Raw genomic sequence first — 16382 nt, 5'->3', positions numbered from 1 at the left:
TTTTTTTTTACATTGCGATTGTCCAGCCGCACCAAAACGCCAAAAGCGACCCGCAAAGTGTCAGGGCGATGTACAGGAGGCTTTCCATTACACGTTTGGCCATTAGGAGTTGAACACTTTCAACGCTGAAAGTGGAAAAGGTCGTAAAGGCGCCAAAAAAACCCGTTCCGATGATAAGCGAAACCGAAGCATTTGTAACGTGAAGCCCTGTAAATATTCCGAGCCCGAGAGCTCCGAGAATATTGACTGTCAGTATGCCAATGGGCAGGCTGAGACCTTTGGCTCTGGCGGTTATCACATTGCCAAGCCAGAAGCGAAGCATGGCGCCAAGTCCGCCCCCTATGAAAATACCCGCTAGTGTCATCTTTGCTGCAGCCCCTTTCTTTGCTGAATGTCTGCTATGCGCCGTCCTGCAAAAACACCAATCAGTGCAAATATGATCCCTGATATCAATGAGATTGCCAGATACAAAACAGCCAGTGAGGGTTGTCCTTGCAAAAGCATCACTGTTTCCTTAGAAAACGTGGACATTGTTGTGAAGCCTCCGCAAAAGCCGGTGCCTAACAAAGCTGACAGCAGAGGGCGTTTTGCCCCAATCATAAAAAATCCGGTTAGAATGCCTAATAGAAGGCTGCCTGCCGCATTTTCCAGCCAGGTTGCCGCAGGGAACTGACCAGTGTGTATCCATAAGTTTAATCCGTATCGGAGGCAGGCGCCAAGCGCGCCTCCGATAAAAACCGCGCTATATCTTTTCATGTTTGCCATCCTTTATGATCAAATCCGGGTAATCTGTAACGATGCCGTCCACGCCCATGACTCGTAATTTTGCCGCTGTCTTTTCATTGTTGACAGTCCATGCAAATATGTTTAAGCCGCTTTTATGGACGGAACCAATCATCATACGGTTGAGCCGTGTGTATTTTATATTGACATAGTTTGCAAAAGAGCGGAAGGCCTTCAGCTGATTTCTGGACAGCATGCCAAAATTGGGTCTTGTAATGACCGCTGTCGGAATCGATGGATAAAGCTCGCGGAACCTCTGAACGGAACGGAACTGAAAGGATTGGACAATATTGTTGATAGAAAAAGAAAATTGCCCTAACAGCTGTCCCACCTCTTCTTCAATTCCAACTTGAGACGGATGGCCTTTTAGCTCAATTAAAAGGCCGATTTTTTTGTGGTAGCGCTTGAGCACCGCTTCCAGGGTCGGAATACGCTCTCCTTGAAAAGCGGGGCCGTACCAGCTTCCTGCATCGAGTTTCTGCAATTCCTCCAAGGTAAAATCCTTAACAAAGCCCGACCCGTTTGTCGTTCGGTCAACTCTGTCATCGTGTATCACAACAATCTGCCTGTCTTTTGTAAGCTGGACATCCAGTTCAATCATATCTGCATTCATTTTCACCGCAAGGTCAAATGCGGCAATCGTATTTTCCGGAGCGTAACCTGATGCTCCGCGATGGGCAATGGTGTACAAGCTAAGTCAGCTCCTCGTATGGGCATTTCTGTTATTGTATCAAATCCATATATGCACAGCGATACAAAGTGGTGAATTTTTTCTGCTATATCGGAATGGTCCGGGCTGAGGAATGCGTATAACTAAAAAAAGACATTCAGCGTATCAGAACACATTTCGTCAGAAAATTAGGCCTTTCGACATGTTCACAACAAAATATGATCCTTTATAATAGCAAAAAAGGAGGCGAGATCATGGGAAAAGGGAGAATCAGAGTGGAGGAAAGAATTAAAGCCGAAACGGATGCTGAAATGCAAAAAGCAACTCTCCTTGATCAGACACAAACGAAAAAAAGTAAGTGACTGTCCCTATTGAATCTGGCTGATAGATGAATTGAGAAATGACCCCGGCGTTTCGCCGGGGTTTTGTGCTTGAAAAAAGACATTTAAATAAGCATCATTACGAATATTTTAGTATAATAAACAATCGATTGGGATAGAGGGGAGACAGTCATGCCAGATTATTTGCAGCAGTATTTTACGCTTGATAACATCATACAAATCGGCATCAGCTTGGCGATTTTGCTGGTGTTTCTTATACTCAGAAAATTGTTCACGAGATATTTCTTTAACCTGCTTTTTAATTTGACAAACCGGCCGAAAACAGAAATTTTTAAACAGGTGGTTCTGGCGTTTGATAAGCCGGCCAGATGGTTTTTTGTTGCCCTTGGGCTGTTTTTAGCGATCCGGTATTCACCGTTTTTTGACGAGCAAATGCCTGTCATCAGCAAAATATACCGTTCGCTGATTGTGGCGCTCTTGTCCTGGGGGCTTTGTAATTTGACCGCAACGTCGTCGTTTATCTTCCATAAGGTGAATAAGCGCTTCGAATTGGACATGGATGACATTTTGGCGCCGTTTTTATCCAAGCTGCTCCGTTTTGTGATCATAGCGCTCAGTGTCAGTGTGATCGCTCAGGAATTCAATTATGATGTCAACGGATTTGTAGCGGGCCTTGGTCTTGGCGGACTGGCTTTTGCGCTTGCTGCGAAGGATACCATCAGCAACTTCTTTGGCGGTATTATTATTATTACTGAAAAGCCGTTTACGATTGGTGATTGGGTGGAGACGTCGACGGTAACAGGGTCAGTCGAGGATATTACCTTTAGGAGCACGAGATTCAGAACAGCACAGGGAGCGCTTGTAACAGTGCCGAACTCTACGCTGTCGATGGAAGCGATCACGAACTGGACAAGAATGACCAAACGTCAGATTACGTTTTCCATCCATGTGTCCTACGCTACGCCGATTGAGAATCTTGAACGTTCCATTCGTTCTCTCAGAACAATGCTGCTGGAGCATGAAGGCGTTGATAATGAAACAATCATGGTCAACTTTGATACGTTTGCCGACAGCTACTATAATTTATTTTTTAATTTCTATACAAAAACGACGGTTTGGGCTGAAAACCTTGATATTCGAGAGGACATCAACTATAAAATTATTGATATTTTAGGCGCGGAAGGCGTCCAGTTTGCATATCCCGGCCAAATGGTTGTTGTAAAGCAAAAGCACGAAAGCGACCCATTCCAAGTGAATCTAAATAAAGAGGAAAAGGAACGGGCTTAAAAGAGAGACTTCGTCTGACAGAGGCGGAGTCTTTTTCATGGTAAAATAAGAGAAAAAGGCGGTGTTGAGTTGGAAGCATTCAAAAACATTCTAAATGAAGCACAGAGAATTGTCGTGCTGACTGGAGCGGGGATGAGCACAGAATCAGGAATTCCTGACTTTCGTTCAGCAGGAGGCATTTGGACGGAGGATGCCTCAAGAATGGAAGCGATGAGCCTTGATTATTTTTTAAGCCATCCGCGTCTGTTTTGGCCCAAATTCAAAGAATTGTTCCAGATGAAAATGAGCGGCAGCTTCGAACCGAATGAAGGGCATTTGCTTTTAGCTGAGCTCGAGAAACAAGGGAAGCAGGTCGATATTTTCACGCAAAACATTGACGGTCTTCATAAAAAAGCCGGGAGCAGGCATGTATACGAGCTGCATGGTTCTATCCAGACAGCAGCTTGTCCGGCATGCGGCGCCCGATATGACCTTCCTCATTTACTGGAGCGGGAGGTGCCGGAGTGCACGGCCGCCGGAAATAATGGTGACATCTGCGGAAGGGTATTAAAAACCGATGTTGTTCTCTTTGGCGATGCCGTCTTGCACTTTGACACCCTTTATGAAAAGCTGGATCAAGCAGATCTTTTATTGGTTATCGGCACGTCTCTCGAAGTAGCTCCTGCGAGATTTGTGCCTGAGGATGCAAGCCTGATTCCCGGCATGAAGAAAGTCATCATAAACCTTGAACCAACGTATTGTGACAGCCTGTTTGACATGGTCATCCATCAAAAAATCGGCGAGTTTGCCCGAAGTTTGGGCATAAAAAAGTGAGCCGCCTTATGCGCCTCACTTTTTTATTCATGAACAGGAACCATTGTGTCCTCTAACACTCCGAAGGAATAGCCCTTTTCTTTTAATTTATTGATTAGCACCGGCAGCGCGTTTACGGTAGCGGGAAGGTCATGCATGAGAATTACATTTGGGCGGCTTGAAGAGCTGTGTTCCATATTCTCAAGCTGCTGTAATACGGCAGTCACATACTGTGAATTCCGGTATTTCCAGTCCATGCTGTCGATCGTCCAATCCCAGTACACAAACCCCTCTTTCTCCAGATTGCGGATTTGTGGGGCGGTTAGTGACGGCTTGCTTCCGTATGGCGTTCTGACAAGATCGGTTTTATATCCTGTAATGTCTTGCAGCGTGTCACGCGCCTCCTGCATTTCTTTTAACGGAGATGTCTCTGTTTGATAGAACAATCTGTTATTATGGGTGACGCCATGTAAACCGAGTGCGTGGCCTTCCTTTTCTGCTCTTTTCACCGCCTGCTTGAATTCATTCATCCGCGGTGAAAGCATGAAAAATGTCGCTTTTACATCAGCGCTTTTCAGTACATCGAGCAAGCGGGTTGTAACGGCTGACGGGCCGTCATCGAAGGTTAAGTAAACTGTTTTATCTCCCATGTTCTGCTTTGTCTGCAGATGTTTTATCAGCAGGTCAGGGGAGTCGTTTTTCAGCTTAAGGCTTTCCTTCTCATCTCGAAGCTGGCCGTTTGTTGTGACAGTGACTTCCTTTGCTTTCGTTGAACTGTTGGAATAACCCAAAATCACCATAAGCAAAAGCAGTACACATAAAACTGCTAAACTTGCAAATTTAAAAGCAAGCGAAACTGCAGAAGGAGAAGCTTCTCCTCTCGTTTGTCGCATAACAATCTCTCCATTGGCATAAAATCTCTACATAATGCTGTACAGCAGGCAGCTTATGAAGATGCCATATGATTACAACCTATGTATTACCAATCAAGTATACAGGAATAAAACTGGAAAGAACATAGAAAATTTGTCGAAATATCAGATTTTAAGGAAAAAATAAACTCCTTTCCGCTATAGATCTCTTGATCTTTCTGTTTTTCAGCATGTCCAATATGATAGAATTAGTGACAATGACAGCTTGAAATACATCAGGGAAATCTCGAAAAGGGAGGGCTTTTATGAAGGTTTTAGTCAATGGCCGGCTGATTGGGCGCAGTGAAGCATCGATCGATTTGGAAGATCGCGGTTACCAGTTTGGTGACGGCATCTATGAAGTGATCAGGGTGTACAAAGGAGTATTGTTTGGATTACGTGAGCATGCAGAGCGTTTTTTCAGAAGTGCGGCTGAAATCGGAATTTCACTGCCGTTCAGCATTGAAGATCTCGAGTGGGACCTGCAAAAGCTTGTACAGGAAAATGCGGTCAGTGAGGGAGCGGTATACATCCAGACAACTAGAGGCGTGGCCCCGCGAAAACATCAATATGAAGCAGGCCTTGAGCCGCAAACCACTGCTTACACGTTTGCTGTGAAAAAACCGGAGCAAGAGCAGGCATACGGAGTGGCGGCCATTACAGATGAGGATCTTCGCTGGCTAAGGTGCGATATCAAAAGTCTGAATTTACTGTATAATGTGATGACGAAGCAAAAGGCCTATGAAGCGGGAGCCTTTGAAGCCATTTTACTGAGGGACGGCGTTGTTACGGAGGGCACATCCTCAAACGTTTATGCCGTTATCAACGGGACGGTGCGAACACATCCGGCTAACCGACTCATTCTCAATGGAATTACCCGGATGAATATTTTAGGACTGATTGAAAAGAATGGGATCAAACTGGATGAAAATCCTGTCAGTGAAGAAGAGTTGAAACAGGCGGAAGAGATCTTTATTTCGTCAACGACGGCAGAAATTATTCCGATCGTGACGCTAGATGGACAATCGGTCGGAAGCGGGAAACCCGGACCAGTGACAAAACAGCTTCAGGCTGCTTTTCAAGAAAGCATTCAGCAGGCTGCAAGCATTTCATAAAACAACGAAAAAAAGAGCCCGCTATTGCAGCGGAGCTCTTTTTATTTTTTCACAAATCCAATCAAAATGGAGATCATTGGCGATATATAGAGGAAGAACGCAAACGGGAAGTAGTCTATGACGGGAACACCAAGCGCGCTCGCCATAAAAGCGCCGCTGACGCCCCAAGGGATTAACGGGTTAATTAATGTTCCGCCGTCCTCTAATGATCTTGTCAAAAATTTTCTCTGGATGTTTTGTTTGTCATATAAGGATTTAAATGATTGTCCCGGTATTAATATCGATAAATACTGTTCGCCGGTTGCCAAATTGACGCCGATGCTTGAGCAGACAGTTGCCGCAACAAGACGGCCTTTTGAACGGATGCCTTTCATGACGCCTTCCAATAGTGCTGAAATCAATCCGATTTTCTCCATCAATCCGCCTAGTGCAAAAGCAATCATAATGAGAGAGACTGAGCCCATCATGGATTGCAGTCCGCCTCTGTTGATAATTTTAGCGGCTGCCTCATTGTCAGTGTCAAAACTCGTGCCATTTTGCAGAGCTGTCATAAACGCCTGCAGGCTGCTGTCGGGTACAAATATAGCAGTCAAAATTCCCGAGGAAATAATTCCGGCAGCCAGAACGGGAATGACTGATACTCGTTTAATTGCCAGCAAAACGACTAAGAGCGGGGAAAGAAGGGCCCACGGTGTCACGTTTGCGGCATCTTTGATTGCGGTTATGACTTGTTGAATATCATCGGTTGAAGCAGCGTCCACTGACACTGATGAACCGAGAAAATAAAACAGAACGACAGTGATGAGCAAAGCTGGAATGGTTGTGCCTGTCATATGGCGAATGTGTTCGAAGATCGGTATTTCGCCTATTCCGGCGGCAAAGTTGGTTGTGTCCGACAGCGGCGACATTTTATCACCAAAACAAGCGCCGCATATGACTGCGCCTGCTGTCCATTCAAGCGGGACGCCTGCCGCGCTCGCCACGCCAATCAGTGCTACTCCGATTGTGCTTACAGTTGTCAGGCTTGAGCCAACAAGTGTGCTGATGATCATGCATGAAAACAAAGCGGTCAGCAGAAGGTGGCTTGGTTCAATAAAGGATAGGGCATACACCGTCACAGACGGTATTGCGCCGCTGTACATCCATGCGCCGATTAAGATGCCGATCAGCGCCAGAACGATAATCGGCTGTACGCCGTTTTTGATCCCGTCTACAATCCCTTTTTCAATACTCTTCCAGGAAAATCCCAACCATAATCCGGCTGCTGAAAGCGTGACAACACATAAAAACAGCGGAATATGCGGTTCCACGTGAAGAAAAAATAAGCAAGAAATAATAATGCATAACATAAATATAAATAAACCGACGGCTAACGGAAACGTCAGCTTTTTTTGAGAATCCAAAATAACACCCCATAATTATCTTTAATGCTTTTGTGCTTTTGGGCACGAAAGCATTATAACAGAAAAAAACGAAAATCTATGTTTTTTCACAATTATGAATATAAAAGAAGTGAGCACAGGGCGTGCTCACTTTACAATCAGGACGGGTATATCCGATTTCGCTGAAAGCTTTTCACTTACACTTCCGAATATTAATTTTTTCAGCCTGTTTTGGTCTCTGCTTCCGGTTACGATCATATCGGCAGAAATGCGGTTCGCATGCTCGATAATTGATTCAGCCGGATCGCCTTCTAATATGTCAATATCTCCATCTGCCTGCTGTTCATTCAGCATCATTCTGGCTTCGGCGACGACTTCTTCCGTACGGTCTTCATAGATGATTGGTTCAGGTGAAGCAACATCTGATATCAGCGGATCGGGAACACCTGTCATGCCTCCGCTGATATAGCTTGCTTCAGCTGCGGGTCTGGGCGGGTCGATGACGGTCTGATTGTCTTTCATATCATGTGAATGGGCGACGGTAATAGCGGCATTTACGGTTTTAGCAAGATCAATGGCTGTCTGAAGCGCTTTCTTACTATTTTCACTTCCGTCAAACGCAACGATGATACGGTCAGCATGGAACATCCTTCTCACCCTTTCAAAGCGTCTTACAACACTACTACCCGAATTTGAGCACAATTAACCCTTTCCTATTCAAGTAATGATTGACAAAAAAAGGTTTTGTTTATATGATGATAAAAAGATGAAATCAGAATGGAAGGAGGGTTTGCTATGCCAAGGAATTTGCGTGTTTATCAAACAGTTTCATATTGGCGCGGCAAACCCTTTGTTCTGTTTTCGTGAACGGTTTTTTAGGCCTGACCGCGCGCTGAAAAGCGCTGTGCATAACATATTGGTTAAAAAAGGCATGGAGCTGACGCTTCATGCCTTTTTTATATACAAAATCTAAGGAAAGACAGGTGTATGGGATGTGAAGACAAATACAGAGGCGAGGGCTGTTCATGCCAAATTGGATGAAAAAAGCTGCAAGGAAAAAATAGAAGGCGGCTGATGAGGAGATGGGGATAGATGTTTTCAGTATTAAAAAAGCTTGGCTGGTTTTTTAAGGCGTACTGGCTGCGCTATACGATTGCGATTGTCCTTTTATTAGCAGTCAATGTCATTGAAATGTTTCCGCCTAAGCTCTTGGGGAACGCCATAGATGATATGAAATCGGGGGCGTTTACGCAGGAAGGGCTGCTGTTTTATATCGGTATCTTTTTTGTACTGACAGCAGTCGTGTATATGATGTCTTATTTTTGGATGCACCAGCTGTTTGGCGGTGCAAATCTGATGGAGAAAATTCTTCGTACGAAGCTGATGGGGCATCTGCTGACGATGTCGCCGCCGTTTTATGAAAAAAACCGGACAGGCGATTTAATGGCACGGGGGACGAATGATCTTCAGGCCGTCAGTTTAACGACAGGGTTTGGCATCTTGACGTTAGTCGATTCTACGATGTTTATGATGACGATCTTTTTGACGATGGGGTTTTTGATCAGCTGGAAGCTGACCTTTGCCGCCATTATCCCGCTTCCAGTCATGGCGATTGCAATCAGCCTATATGGAAGTAAAATACATGAGCGGTTTACGGAGGCCCAAAATGCGTTCGGGGCGCTGAATGACAGGGTGCTGGAATCAGTTTCCGGCGTGCGGGTGATTCGTGCGTATGTACAGGAAACAAACGATGTTCGCCGGTTTAATGAAATGACCGCTGATGTTTATCAGAAAAATATGAAAGTGGCTTTTATTGATTCACTGTTCGAGCCGACCGTGAAGCTGCTTGTCGGCGCAAGCTATCTGATTGGGCTCGGCTACGGAGCGTTTCTTGTGTTCCGGAACGAACTGACGCTTGGAGAGCTTGTGTCCTTTAATGTTTATCTCGGTATGATGATTTGGCCGATGTTTGCAATTGGTGAACTCATTAACGTGATGCAGCGCGGCAATGCGTCATTAGACCGGGTAAATGAAACCCTTTCTTATCAACCGGACGTGACAGATCCAAAACGGCCCGTTGATCTTAAAGAGCCTGGAGATATCGTTTTCAGCAATGTCAGCTTTACATATCCAAGCTCAACAAGCTGCAATATTCAGGATGTTTCATTTGCGGTGCGAAAAGGGCAGACGGTCGGAATTGCCGGTAAAACCGGGAGCGGAAAAACGACAATTATTAAGCAGCTTTTGCGCCAGTACCCTCTAGGTGAAGGGAGCATTACATTTTCAGGCGTGCCGATTCAGCAGATCCCTCTTGACCGGGTCCGCGGGTGGATCGGATATGTGCCGCAGGATCATTTGCTGTTTTCGCGGACTGTAAAAGAAAATATTTTATACGGAAAACAGGATGCAAGTGATGAAGAGGTTCAGCAAGCCATTGCCGAAGCATACTTTGAAAAAGATTTGCACATGCTTCCAGCAGGTCTGGAGACAATGGTCGGCGAAAAAGGCGTGGCACTGTCAGGCGGACAGAAACAAAGAATTTCGATTGCAAGAGCACTTATGGCGAATCCAGAGATCTTGATTCTGGATGATTCGCTTTCCGCTGTAGATGCCAAAACAGAGGCTGCGATTATCAGGAACATCAGAGAAAACCGCAAAGGAAAAACGACATTTATTTTGACGCACCGATTATCCGCTGTAGAGCACGCTGACCTGATCCTTGTGATGGACGGCGGCGTCATTGCAGAGAGAGGCACGCATCAAGAATTGCTGGCCAATAATGGGTGGTACCGGGAACAATATGAAAGACAGCAGCTGTTCACTGCGGAAGAAGGGGAGGCAGGGGCATGAAAATAGGAAAAACGTTATGGAGATACGCACTCCTTTATCGAAAATTGCTAATCACGGCCGTCCTATTGCTAGCTGTCGCCGTCGGTGCAGAACTGACCGGGCCGTTTATCGGCAAGAAAATGATAGACGACCATATCCTCGGCATTGAGAAAACATGGTATGAAGCTGCGGAAAAAGATAAAAATGCCGTTCAGTTTCACGGCGTCTCATATGTCAGAGAGGACCGAATGCAGGAACCTGTTTCAAAAGCAAAAGAAGCGCATATTTATCAAGTGGGAATGGCGTTCTATTTTGTTGATCAGGCTGTCAGCTTCGACGGGAATAGAACGGTTTCTGACGGGAAGCTGACGATCTCAAATGGAGACGTGAGCCGAACATATCCTGCCGAAAAGCTGACTAAGCAGGAACTTTTCGGGTTCTATCAGCCGGAAATAAAGGGAATGGTGTTTCTGATCTGCCTGTATGGAGGCTTGCTGGTGTTTTCGGTATTTTTTCAATACGGACAGAATTATCTGCTGCAGATGAGCGCCAATCGGATTATTCAAAAGATGAGGCAGGACGTGTTTTCGCACATACAGAAAATGCCGATTCGATATTTTGATAACCTTCCGGCCGGAAAAGTCGTTGCGCGGATTACCAATGATACGGAGGCTATCAGGGATTTATATGTCACAGTGCTTTCTACATTTGTGACAAGCGGAATCTATATGTTCGGAATATTCACGGCTTTGTTTCTGCTTGATGTGAAGCTTGCGTTTGTATGTCTGGCAATTGTGCCGATGATCTGGCTGTGGTCGGTCATTTACCGAAGATACGCCTCATATTACAATCAAAAAATCCGCTCGATCAACAGTGACATTAACGCAAAAATGAATGAGTCCATCCAAGGCATGACCATTATTCAGGCTTTCCGCCATCAAAAGGAAACGATGAGAGAATTTGAGGAATTAAATGAATCACATTTTTATTTCCAAAACAGGATGCTGAATTTAAACTCCTTAATGTCCCATAATCTGGTCAATGTCATCCGCAATCTTGCGTTCGTCTGTCTAATTTGGCATTTTGGCGGTGCGAGCCTGAATGCGGCTGGGATTGTTTCTGTCGGAGTGCTGTACGCGTTTGTCGATTATTTGAACCGGCTGTTTCAGCCGATCACAGGCATCGTCAATCAGTTTTCAAAGCTGGAGCTTGCTAGGGTCTCCGCCGGGCGTGTTTTTGAACTGCTTGAAGAAAAGAATACGGAAGAAGCAGGTCAACCGGCGAAGGAGCGTGCGCTGGGACGGGTTGAGTTTCGTGATGTGTCATTTGCCTATCAAGATGGTGAGGAGGTATTAAAACATATTTCCTTTACCGCGCAAAAAGGCGAAACCGTAGCGCTCGTCGGTCATACCGGATCAGGAAAAAGCTCGATTTTAAATCTTCTGTTTCGTTTTTATGATGCGCAAAAAGGTGATGTTCTGATTGATGGGAAAAGCATTTACAACATGTCAAGACAGGAACTCAGATCTCATATGGGCATTGTGCTTCAGGACCCGTACTTATTTTCAGGCACAATCGGATCTAACGTAAGTCTGGATGACGAAAGAATGACTGAAGAAGAAATGAAAAAAGCACTGCGGCAAGTCGGTGCCGAGCCGCTTCTACAAAAGCTTCCGAAGGGCATGAATGAACCCGTGATTGAGAAAGGCAGCACGCTATCCTCTGGCGAGCGGCAGTTAATTTCCTTCGCAAGAGCTTTGGCGTTTGATCCCGCGATTTTGATTTTAGATGAAGCAACGGCGCACATTGATACAGAGACAGAGGCCGTAATCCAGAAGGCGCTTGATGTCGTCAAACAAGGACGCACCACCTTCGTCATTGCTCACCGGCTTTCAACAATCAGAAATGCGGATCAGATTTTGGTTCTTGATAATGGAGAAATCGTTGAGAGAGGGAACCACGAGGAATTGATGGCATTAGAAGGCCAATATTATCAAATGTATAAACTGCAAAAAGGACAGAAACATTCCATTGCATAACGCTAAAAAACCCAAAACAATTGTGTTTTGGGTTTTTGATTATGTAGTTAATAAGCCAGCCCGACTCGGAATCCGACATACTCTCCTGTAACGAGCTCACGATATAGAAAGTCAGCAGTATCACCGACCGAAATGCTTGTGCCGCCCTCAGGCAAAACGTTACGCTCCGTACGATAAATGCCGGTTGCTGTTCCGTCCGGGAGGTAAGTGGGGCAGATGATTGTCCAGTCTAATGATGATTCTTTAAGCATTTCGTATACTTTTGCATGCTCCTTGGCTGCGCGGGTCTGCTTTCGTTTCGATTCATTTGTTTCAAACCGGAATTTTCCCGGTTCATATCGGGAATCAAGAATACCTGCGGTGCCGATCGAAATAAGCCGTTTGATATGTTGTTCCTGCATCGTGGAGAGAATGTGTGACATAGCAGTTGACAAGGTATCATCACCATCTGTGCCTAGACAGCTGATCACAATTTCGGCATTCTCCAATATTTTTTTCACATCTTCTAAGCGGCGGGCGTTCCCCATGACGATTCGATCTTTTGGAAGGGGAAGATCAGCATGTTGAGATCTGATCAGAGCGTGAATGGCAAACCGTTCATCTGCTGCAGCTTGAGTTAAAAAGGCTTGTCCGACGCGGCCGCTGGCTCCTAATAAAGCGATTTTCATCAAAAAACCTCCTCGCCTTTCATTATAAAAGGATGTTCTCAGTTTGAACAGCGCGGGAAAGAATACCTGTACCAATAGACAGAACGATGGGAAACATATTCATGAATCATGGATACACTTACGAACTGAACCAGCTCCCAATTCACAATGGTGATAAATGACACCCTGATTCCCTCCCTTTTTTTCTAGGATATGTGGAGTGGGAAAAATGGGTGACAAAATAAAGAGAGCGCGGAAACCGCGCCCTCTATAGCCATATATTGAGTTGTTATTGAACTCTGCCGCCCATTTGCTGCTGAGCGAAAGATACTAAACGTTTTGTGATTTCTCCTCCGACAGAACCGTTAGCGCGGGAAGTTGTGTCCGCTCCAAGGTTAACGCCGAATTCAGAAGCGATTTCAAGTTTCATTTGGTCGATAGCCTGAGCTGCGCCAGGAACTAGTAAATCATTTGAAGAGTTTTGGTTAGCCATGTGTAAAATCTCCTTTTTATTTAGTATGGTTGGGTTAACTGGAGTTGCACCAATCTGTGAACCCTTCTCGGGTGTCACTGCCGCCTCGGCGTAACCCAATGCATTGCCGGCTTGTTACTACGTATTATGTTAAAATGGCCGGAAACTCATGCGGAGAATTGTATGGTAAATGTTGAGAAAGTACAAAAAAAGCCTAGCCATTTGGCTAAGCTAGTCATAAATATGATAAAGCATCAGTTCATGTATCTCATTTGTAAGAGCAGGCTCGTCAGCGCGGGCGGGAAACAAATCTCCCCATTCAATCTCACCGCTCTTATGATAGATGCCTTCATAATGAGTTCCTTTAAAATAAAATGAAATTTTCCATCCGGGCAGCTTTTCTTTTGGGAACAAAGGTTTCCAGCTGAAATGAGAAATCATAACGGCCACGCTCCTTACATTTAGTATCAATTGACCTAAATCTAAACGGCTTATGTTCATTGTATCACTGTTTCATAACATCATTGAAGGGTCTTACTGATGCAGTTTGTCCCAGCTTTGGATAAAGATAAGCCCGCTTTATTAAAAAAGCGGACAGGTTACGAAGGCCACAGTGCTTCAGGGGATGTGATTGCCTTCTCAGATAAATAAGACGCGTATTCAAAGCTTCTTCGTTTTGTCAAAGAATCAACATGATGCAAGTTTGGATGAGAAAAAATGCTCCGGCCCGGGCGCGAATTTGCTTCAAACATCCATACTTTACCGTTCTGATCAATGCCAAAATCGAAACCGATCTCGCCGATAAACCCCTCGATATGATCATGAAGCACATGGCTTGCCGTCAGCGCCGCTGCAGAAAGCTTTTTAATGACTTCAACTCTTTCAGCGGGATCATCGTATACTTCCGCAAGTGTCTTTACAGTGCCGCCGTTAGAAAGATGTGTTGTTATGCTGTTCTCTCCGGAAATTTTTACGGCTATTGCTGTTACTGTCCATTTCCCTTTTCTGTTTTTATTGGTATGGACACGGAAATCCGCTGGTTTGCCTTGGAATTCGATGAGATCAACACCTTGCTGAATGAGAAAGTCAGATGGGCTGTGCTGTTTTTGAAATTCTGCAAGAAAAGCGGCGGCATCAGGATAACCAATGGAAGTAAATGTTTTGGCGTCATTCGTGTGCTTCACCGTCAGACTCTCATCTGTCCTTGTCAGCTGATAAATGCCGGTGCCGAGTGCTCCGTTTGCTGGTTTGATATAGACTTTTTTGTATGCATCACAGAGCTCATCGATCAGCTCTACAGACGGTGTCAGCTCGGATCGAGGCAAAAAAGGAGCTGTTCTCGGATCTTTTTCGAGCAATTGATGAACGCTCCATTTATTGAAAAACGTTTTATTAAACCATGGGATTTGATATTCATCGATCAGTCTCTTTTTTGTATGTTGCAAGAGAAGAGAATCTTCAATTTTTCGGTTAGGCAAACGGTCATAAACGACGTTCGGCAATGGAACGATTTTTTTCACCCAGCCGTTTTCCCTGTAAAGGAGGCCTTCAATCGTGCCTTCCTCCCAATTGATTTGATGTGCGCCAAAAACGAAACAGTAGCCTCCGGCTTGCTCATGTAATGTGACAAGCTTAGAAAAAAAGAGGGAACGATCCTTAAAAGGACGCTCAAGAGATACCGTAAACCCTGCCGTAAAGATGCCGACTAACGGCCCGATATGCACTGTATGATCATGAATCAGTATATCGGCCCGGCTTCGGTGGGGGAGCAAAAGCTCATGAAACAGATTTTCAGAGAGAAGCACGGTTTGTTCCAGATGCCGTCTGTAAGCAACGTGGCATCTGACAACCTTCGTTCCGAACGCGGCATGCAAAAGTCCGTCTTGCTTCAGCGAAGAGGGCAGAAACAGGGTATTTTCACTGGTTTTGTCTATGCCGATCAAAAACCGTTTACGATTCACGCGGAAGAACTCCTTTCTGGCTTTGCTCAGAAAACAGGTACTGGCAGCGTTTTAGAGGACAAGTGTACAGCTGTTCTTTTTGCTCGGGAGAGACACGCAGGATTGACTTCCTGCCCGGTTTGGAATTGATATCTAAAATCCAAATTCTCCCGTCCTTCGCAAGACAAATATCAAGACCAAGTTCAAACAGCGGCCCGTAGCGCTCGTCAAGATAATACGGAACCGATTGGGTAATCGAAAACACATCATCCAGTAAGACCACTTGCTGTTTTTTCGGTATATCCTCAAACCATGAGTCAAATGTCAGCGCATCAGATCCGCCTGACAAATTGGCCAGCAGCCCGTGTTTATATCCGCGTCTCACTGCCTTGCCGACTGTATTCCATTCACCTGCTTCGTTTTTTTCCATAAACAGGCGAATATCACAAGGGTATTGTTCCTTATCTTGAATGTTTAAGTAAGGCTGAAGCAAATATTGATGCTGAAGCACTTTTTTGCACCACGTTTTAAAAGAAGTCTGGTTGGAAAACGTTTTTGTCTGCTTATCCTTTCCGATGTGATAAGTAGCGGTGATGTTTTTCTTGCCCAGCTTCAAAAGAATCACGCCTCTGCCTCCTGCGCCGAATGCCGGTTTAAGGATACAGGCTTTTTCTTTGGATAAAAAGGAATGAATTTGTTCATAGCGGCTTACCTTCATTGTTTCCGGAATATAGGGGTTGATTACAGAATTCTGCTGCAAATCGTGAAGGACGGTCCACTTATCGGGAAGACCCCGCCCGATAAATTCCGTTTTCGGATATTTTTTAAGCCACTCAACGATCGGTTTTGCTTTTTGGGAATGTGAATCCTTGCCGTAAAAACAGCGATCATAAATATAATCTGGAATCGCCATTTCAGTTTCGTTCCATGTGCTGCTGGCGGAATGATAGGCCGATGCTTTGACACGCAAGGTGTCAGGTAAAATATCAAATGGTGTAAACCGAACGAAACGTATGCCAAATTCGGGTGCTCTTTTGGCCAGTTCTGCGGAATAATCCGCTTCATGCTGGCGGGATAAGGACATAAAACCGAGTGTTATCATGATGAGACTCCCCCTTTTATTCAAAAGCTGCCGGCGGGTGTCAGCAGCTTTACGGTAAAAACATTCAGGACG

At 45.1% G+C, this 16382-nt stretch carries 19 protein-coding genes; 7 read left to right on the top strand and 12 right to left on the bottom strand.

The window, feature by feature from the left end; all coding sequences use genetic code 11:
• Positions 1 to 7 precede the first annotated feature (7 nt).
• From crcB to BFW96_RS07750, 3 genes are read right to left on the bottom strand one after another with little or no spacing between them, the layout of a single operon-like run.
• Positions 8 to 364, bottom strand: coding sequence for a fluoride efflux transporter CrcB (crcB, locus tag BFW96_RS07760; RefSeq protein WP_014663362.1), 357 nt, complete (start codon positions 362 to 364; stop codon positions 8 to 10).
• Positions 361 to 756 (bottom strand): fluoride efflux transporter FluC, encoded by a 396-nt coding sequence (locus tag BFW96_RS07755; RefSeq protein WP_069839112.1) that lies wholly within the window; start codon positions 754 to 756, stop codon positions 361 to 363. Before BFW96_RS07755 ends, crcB begins: the two co-directional genes overlap by 4 nt.
• Positions 743 to 1474, bottom strand: a complete 732-nt coding sequence (locus tag BFW96_RS07750) for a glycerophosphodiester phosphodiesterase (protein ID WP_069839111.1) — start codon at positions 1472 to 1474, stop codon at positions 743 to 745. Before BFW96_RS07750 ends, BFW96_RS07755 begins: the two co-directional genes overlap by 14 nt.
• Before the next feature lie 233 nt (positions 1475 to 1707).
• Between BFW96_RS07750 and BFW96_RS07745 the strand changes: the two genes are divergently transcribed.
• The 3 genes from BFW96_RS07745 (at position 1708) to srtN (ending at position 3894) form a co-directional block, all read left to right on the top strand.
• Positions 1708 to 1815 carry a YhdX family protein gene (locus BFW96_RS07745; RefSeq protein ID WP_003224203.1) on the top strand — a complete coding sequence of 36 codons (108 nt, stop codon included), beginning with the start codon at positions 1708 to 1710 and terminating at the stop codon, positions 1813 to 1815.
• A 150-nt stretch (positions 1816 to 1965) separates the two neighbouring features.
• A complete protein-coding gene (gene mscY, locus BFW96_RS07740) occupies positions 1966 to 3081 on the top strand; it encodes a small-conductance mechanosensitive channel protein MscY (protein ID WP_069839110.1) in 1116 nt (371 codons plus the stop codon).
• Between the two features lie 69 nt (positions 3082 to 3150).
• A complete protein-coding gene (gene srtN / locus BFW96_RS07735; protein ID WP_069149285.1) occupies positions 3151 to 3894 on the top strand; it encodes a sirtuin NAD-dependent deacetylase in 744 nt (247 codons plus the stop codon).
• A gap of 23 nt (positions 3895 to 3917) precedes the next feature.
• Here the strand turns inward: srtN and BFW96_RS07730 are convergent, their stop codons facing one another.
• A complete protein-coding gene (locus BFW96_RS07730) occupies positions 3918 to 4766 on the bottom strand; it encodes a polysaccharide deacetylase family protein (RefSeq protein ID WP_014663367.1) in 849 nt (282 codons plus the stop codon).
• A gap of 284 nt (positions 4767 to 5050) precedes the next feature.
• On the opposite strand from BFW96_RS07730, the gene dat reads away from it, so the two are divergent.
• On the top strand, positions 5051 to 5899 hold the full coding sequence (dat, locus tag BFW96_RS07725; RefSeq protein WP_069839109.1) for a D-amino-acid transaminase: 849 nt from the start codon (positions 5051 to 5053) through the stop codon (positions 5897 to 5899).
• 41 nt (positions 5900 to 5940) lie between these two features.
• Here the strand turns inward: dat and nhaC are convergent, their stop codons facing one another.
• Together nhaC and BFW96_RS07715 are read right to left on the bottom strand one after the other, a co-directional pair.
• Positions 5941 to 7302: a Na+/H+ antiporter NhaC gene (nhaC, locus tag BFW96_RS07720; protein WP_040083590.1), complete on the bottom strand. Its 1362-nt coding sequence runs from the start codon at positions 7300 to 7302 to the stop codon at positions 5941 to 5943.
• A gap of 126 nt (positions 7303 to 7428) precedes the next feature.
• The gene (locus BFW96_RS07715) at positions 7429 to 7929 is read right to left on the bottom strand and encodes a universal stress protein (RefSeq protein WP_014663370.1); all 501 of its coding nucleotides are present in this window, start codon (positions 7927 to 7929) and stop codon (positions 7429 to 7431) included.
• A gap of 163 nt (positions 7930 to 8092) precedes the next feature.
• Between BFW96_RS07715 and BFW96_RS07710 the strand changes: the two genes are divergently transcribed.
• The 3 genes from BFW96_RS07710 (at position 8093) to bmrD (ending at position 12149) form a co-directional block, all read left to right on the top strand.
• Positions 8093 to 8254: a hypothetical protein gene (locus BFW96_RS07710; RefSeq protein ID WP_069839108.1), complete on the top strand. Its 162-nt coding sequence runs from the start codon at positions 8093 to 8095 to the stop codon at positions 8252 to 8254.
• A gap of 119 nt (positions 8255 to 8373) precedes the next feature.
• Entirely contained in the window at positions 8374 to 10131 is a 1758-nt protein-coding gene (bmrC, locus tag BFW96_RS07705) for a multidrug ABC transporter ATP-binding protein BmrC (protein ID WP_069839107.1), read from the top strand.
• A complete protein-coding gene (bmrD, locus tag BFW96_RS07700) occupies positions 10128 to 12149 on the top strand; it encodes a multidrug resistance ABC transporter ATP-binding protein/permease BmrD (RefSeq protein WP_069839106.1) in 2022 nt (673 codons plus the stop codon). Before bmrC ends, bmrD begins: the two co-directional genes overlap by 4 nt.
• A 47-nt stretch (positions 12150 to 12196) precedes the next feature.
• Here the strand turns inward: bmrD and BFW96_RS07695 are convergent, their stop codons facing one another.
• The 6 genes from BFW96_RS07695 to spaC all read right to left on the bottom strand — a co-directional run bounded on the left by BFW96_RS07695 (position 12197) and on the right by spaC (position 16310).
• On the bottom strand, positions 12197 to 12817 hold the full coding sequence (locus BFW96_RS07695) for an SDR family oxidoreductase (protein ID WP_069839105.1): 621 nt from the start codon (positions 12815 to 12817) through the stop codon (positions 12197 to 12199).
• A gap of 38 nt (positions 12818 to 12855) precedes the next feature.
• Positions 12856 to 12981, bottom strand: a complete 126-nt coding sequence (locus BFW96_RS20980; RefSeq protein WP_014663375.1) for a hypothetical protein — start codon at positions 12979 to 12981, stop codon at positions 12856 to 12858.
• Between the two features lie 104 nt (positions 12982 to 13085).
• Positions 13086 to 13289 (bottom strand): beta type acid-soluble spore protein SspB, encoded by a 204-nt coding sequence (gene sspB, locus BFW96_RS07690; protein ID WP_003233287.1) that lies wholly within the window; start codon positions 13287 to 13289, stop codon positions 13086 to 13088.
• A 210-nt stretch (positions 13290 to 13499) separates the two neighbouring features.
• Positions 13500 to 13718, bottom strand: a complete 219-nt coding sequence (locus tag BFW96_RS07685; RefSeq protein ID WP_081483606.1) for a YheE family protein — start codon at positions 13716 to 13718, stop codon at positions 13500 to 13502.
• Between the two features lie 149 nt (positions 13719 to 13867).
• Positions 13868 to 15229, bottom strand: a complete 1362-nt coding sequence (yheD, locus tag BFW96_RS07680; protein ID WP_069839104.1) for a spore coat associated protein YheD — start codon at positions 15227 to 15229, stop codon at positions 13868 to 13870.
• Positions 15219 to 16310: a spore coat associated protein SpaC gene (spaC, locus tag BFW96_RS07675; protein ID WP_040083582.1), complete on the bottom strand. Its 1092-nt coding sequence runs from the start codon at positions 16308 to 16310 to the stop codon at positions 15219 to 15221. Before spaC ends, yheD begins: the two co-directional genes overlap by 11 nt.
• Positions 16311 to 16382 lie beyond the last annotated feature (72 nt).

The organism is Bacillus sp. F56, assembly GCF_001748205.1.
GTDB classification, from domain to species: domain Bacteria; phylum Bacillota; class Bacilli; order Bacillales; family Bacillaceae; genus Bacillus; species Bacillus stercoris.
Note: the sequence above shows the minus strand (reverse complement) of the source record. Positions and strands in the feature narration are given on the sequence as shown.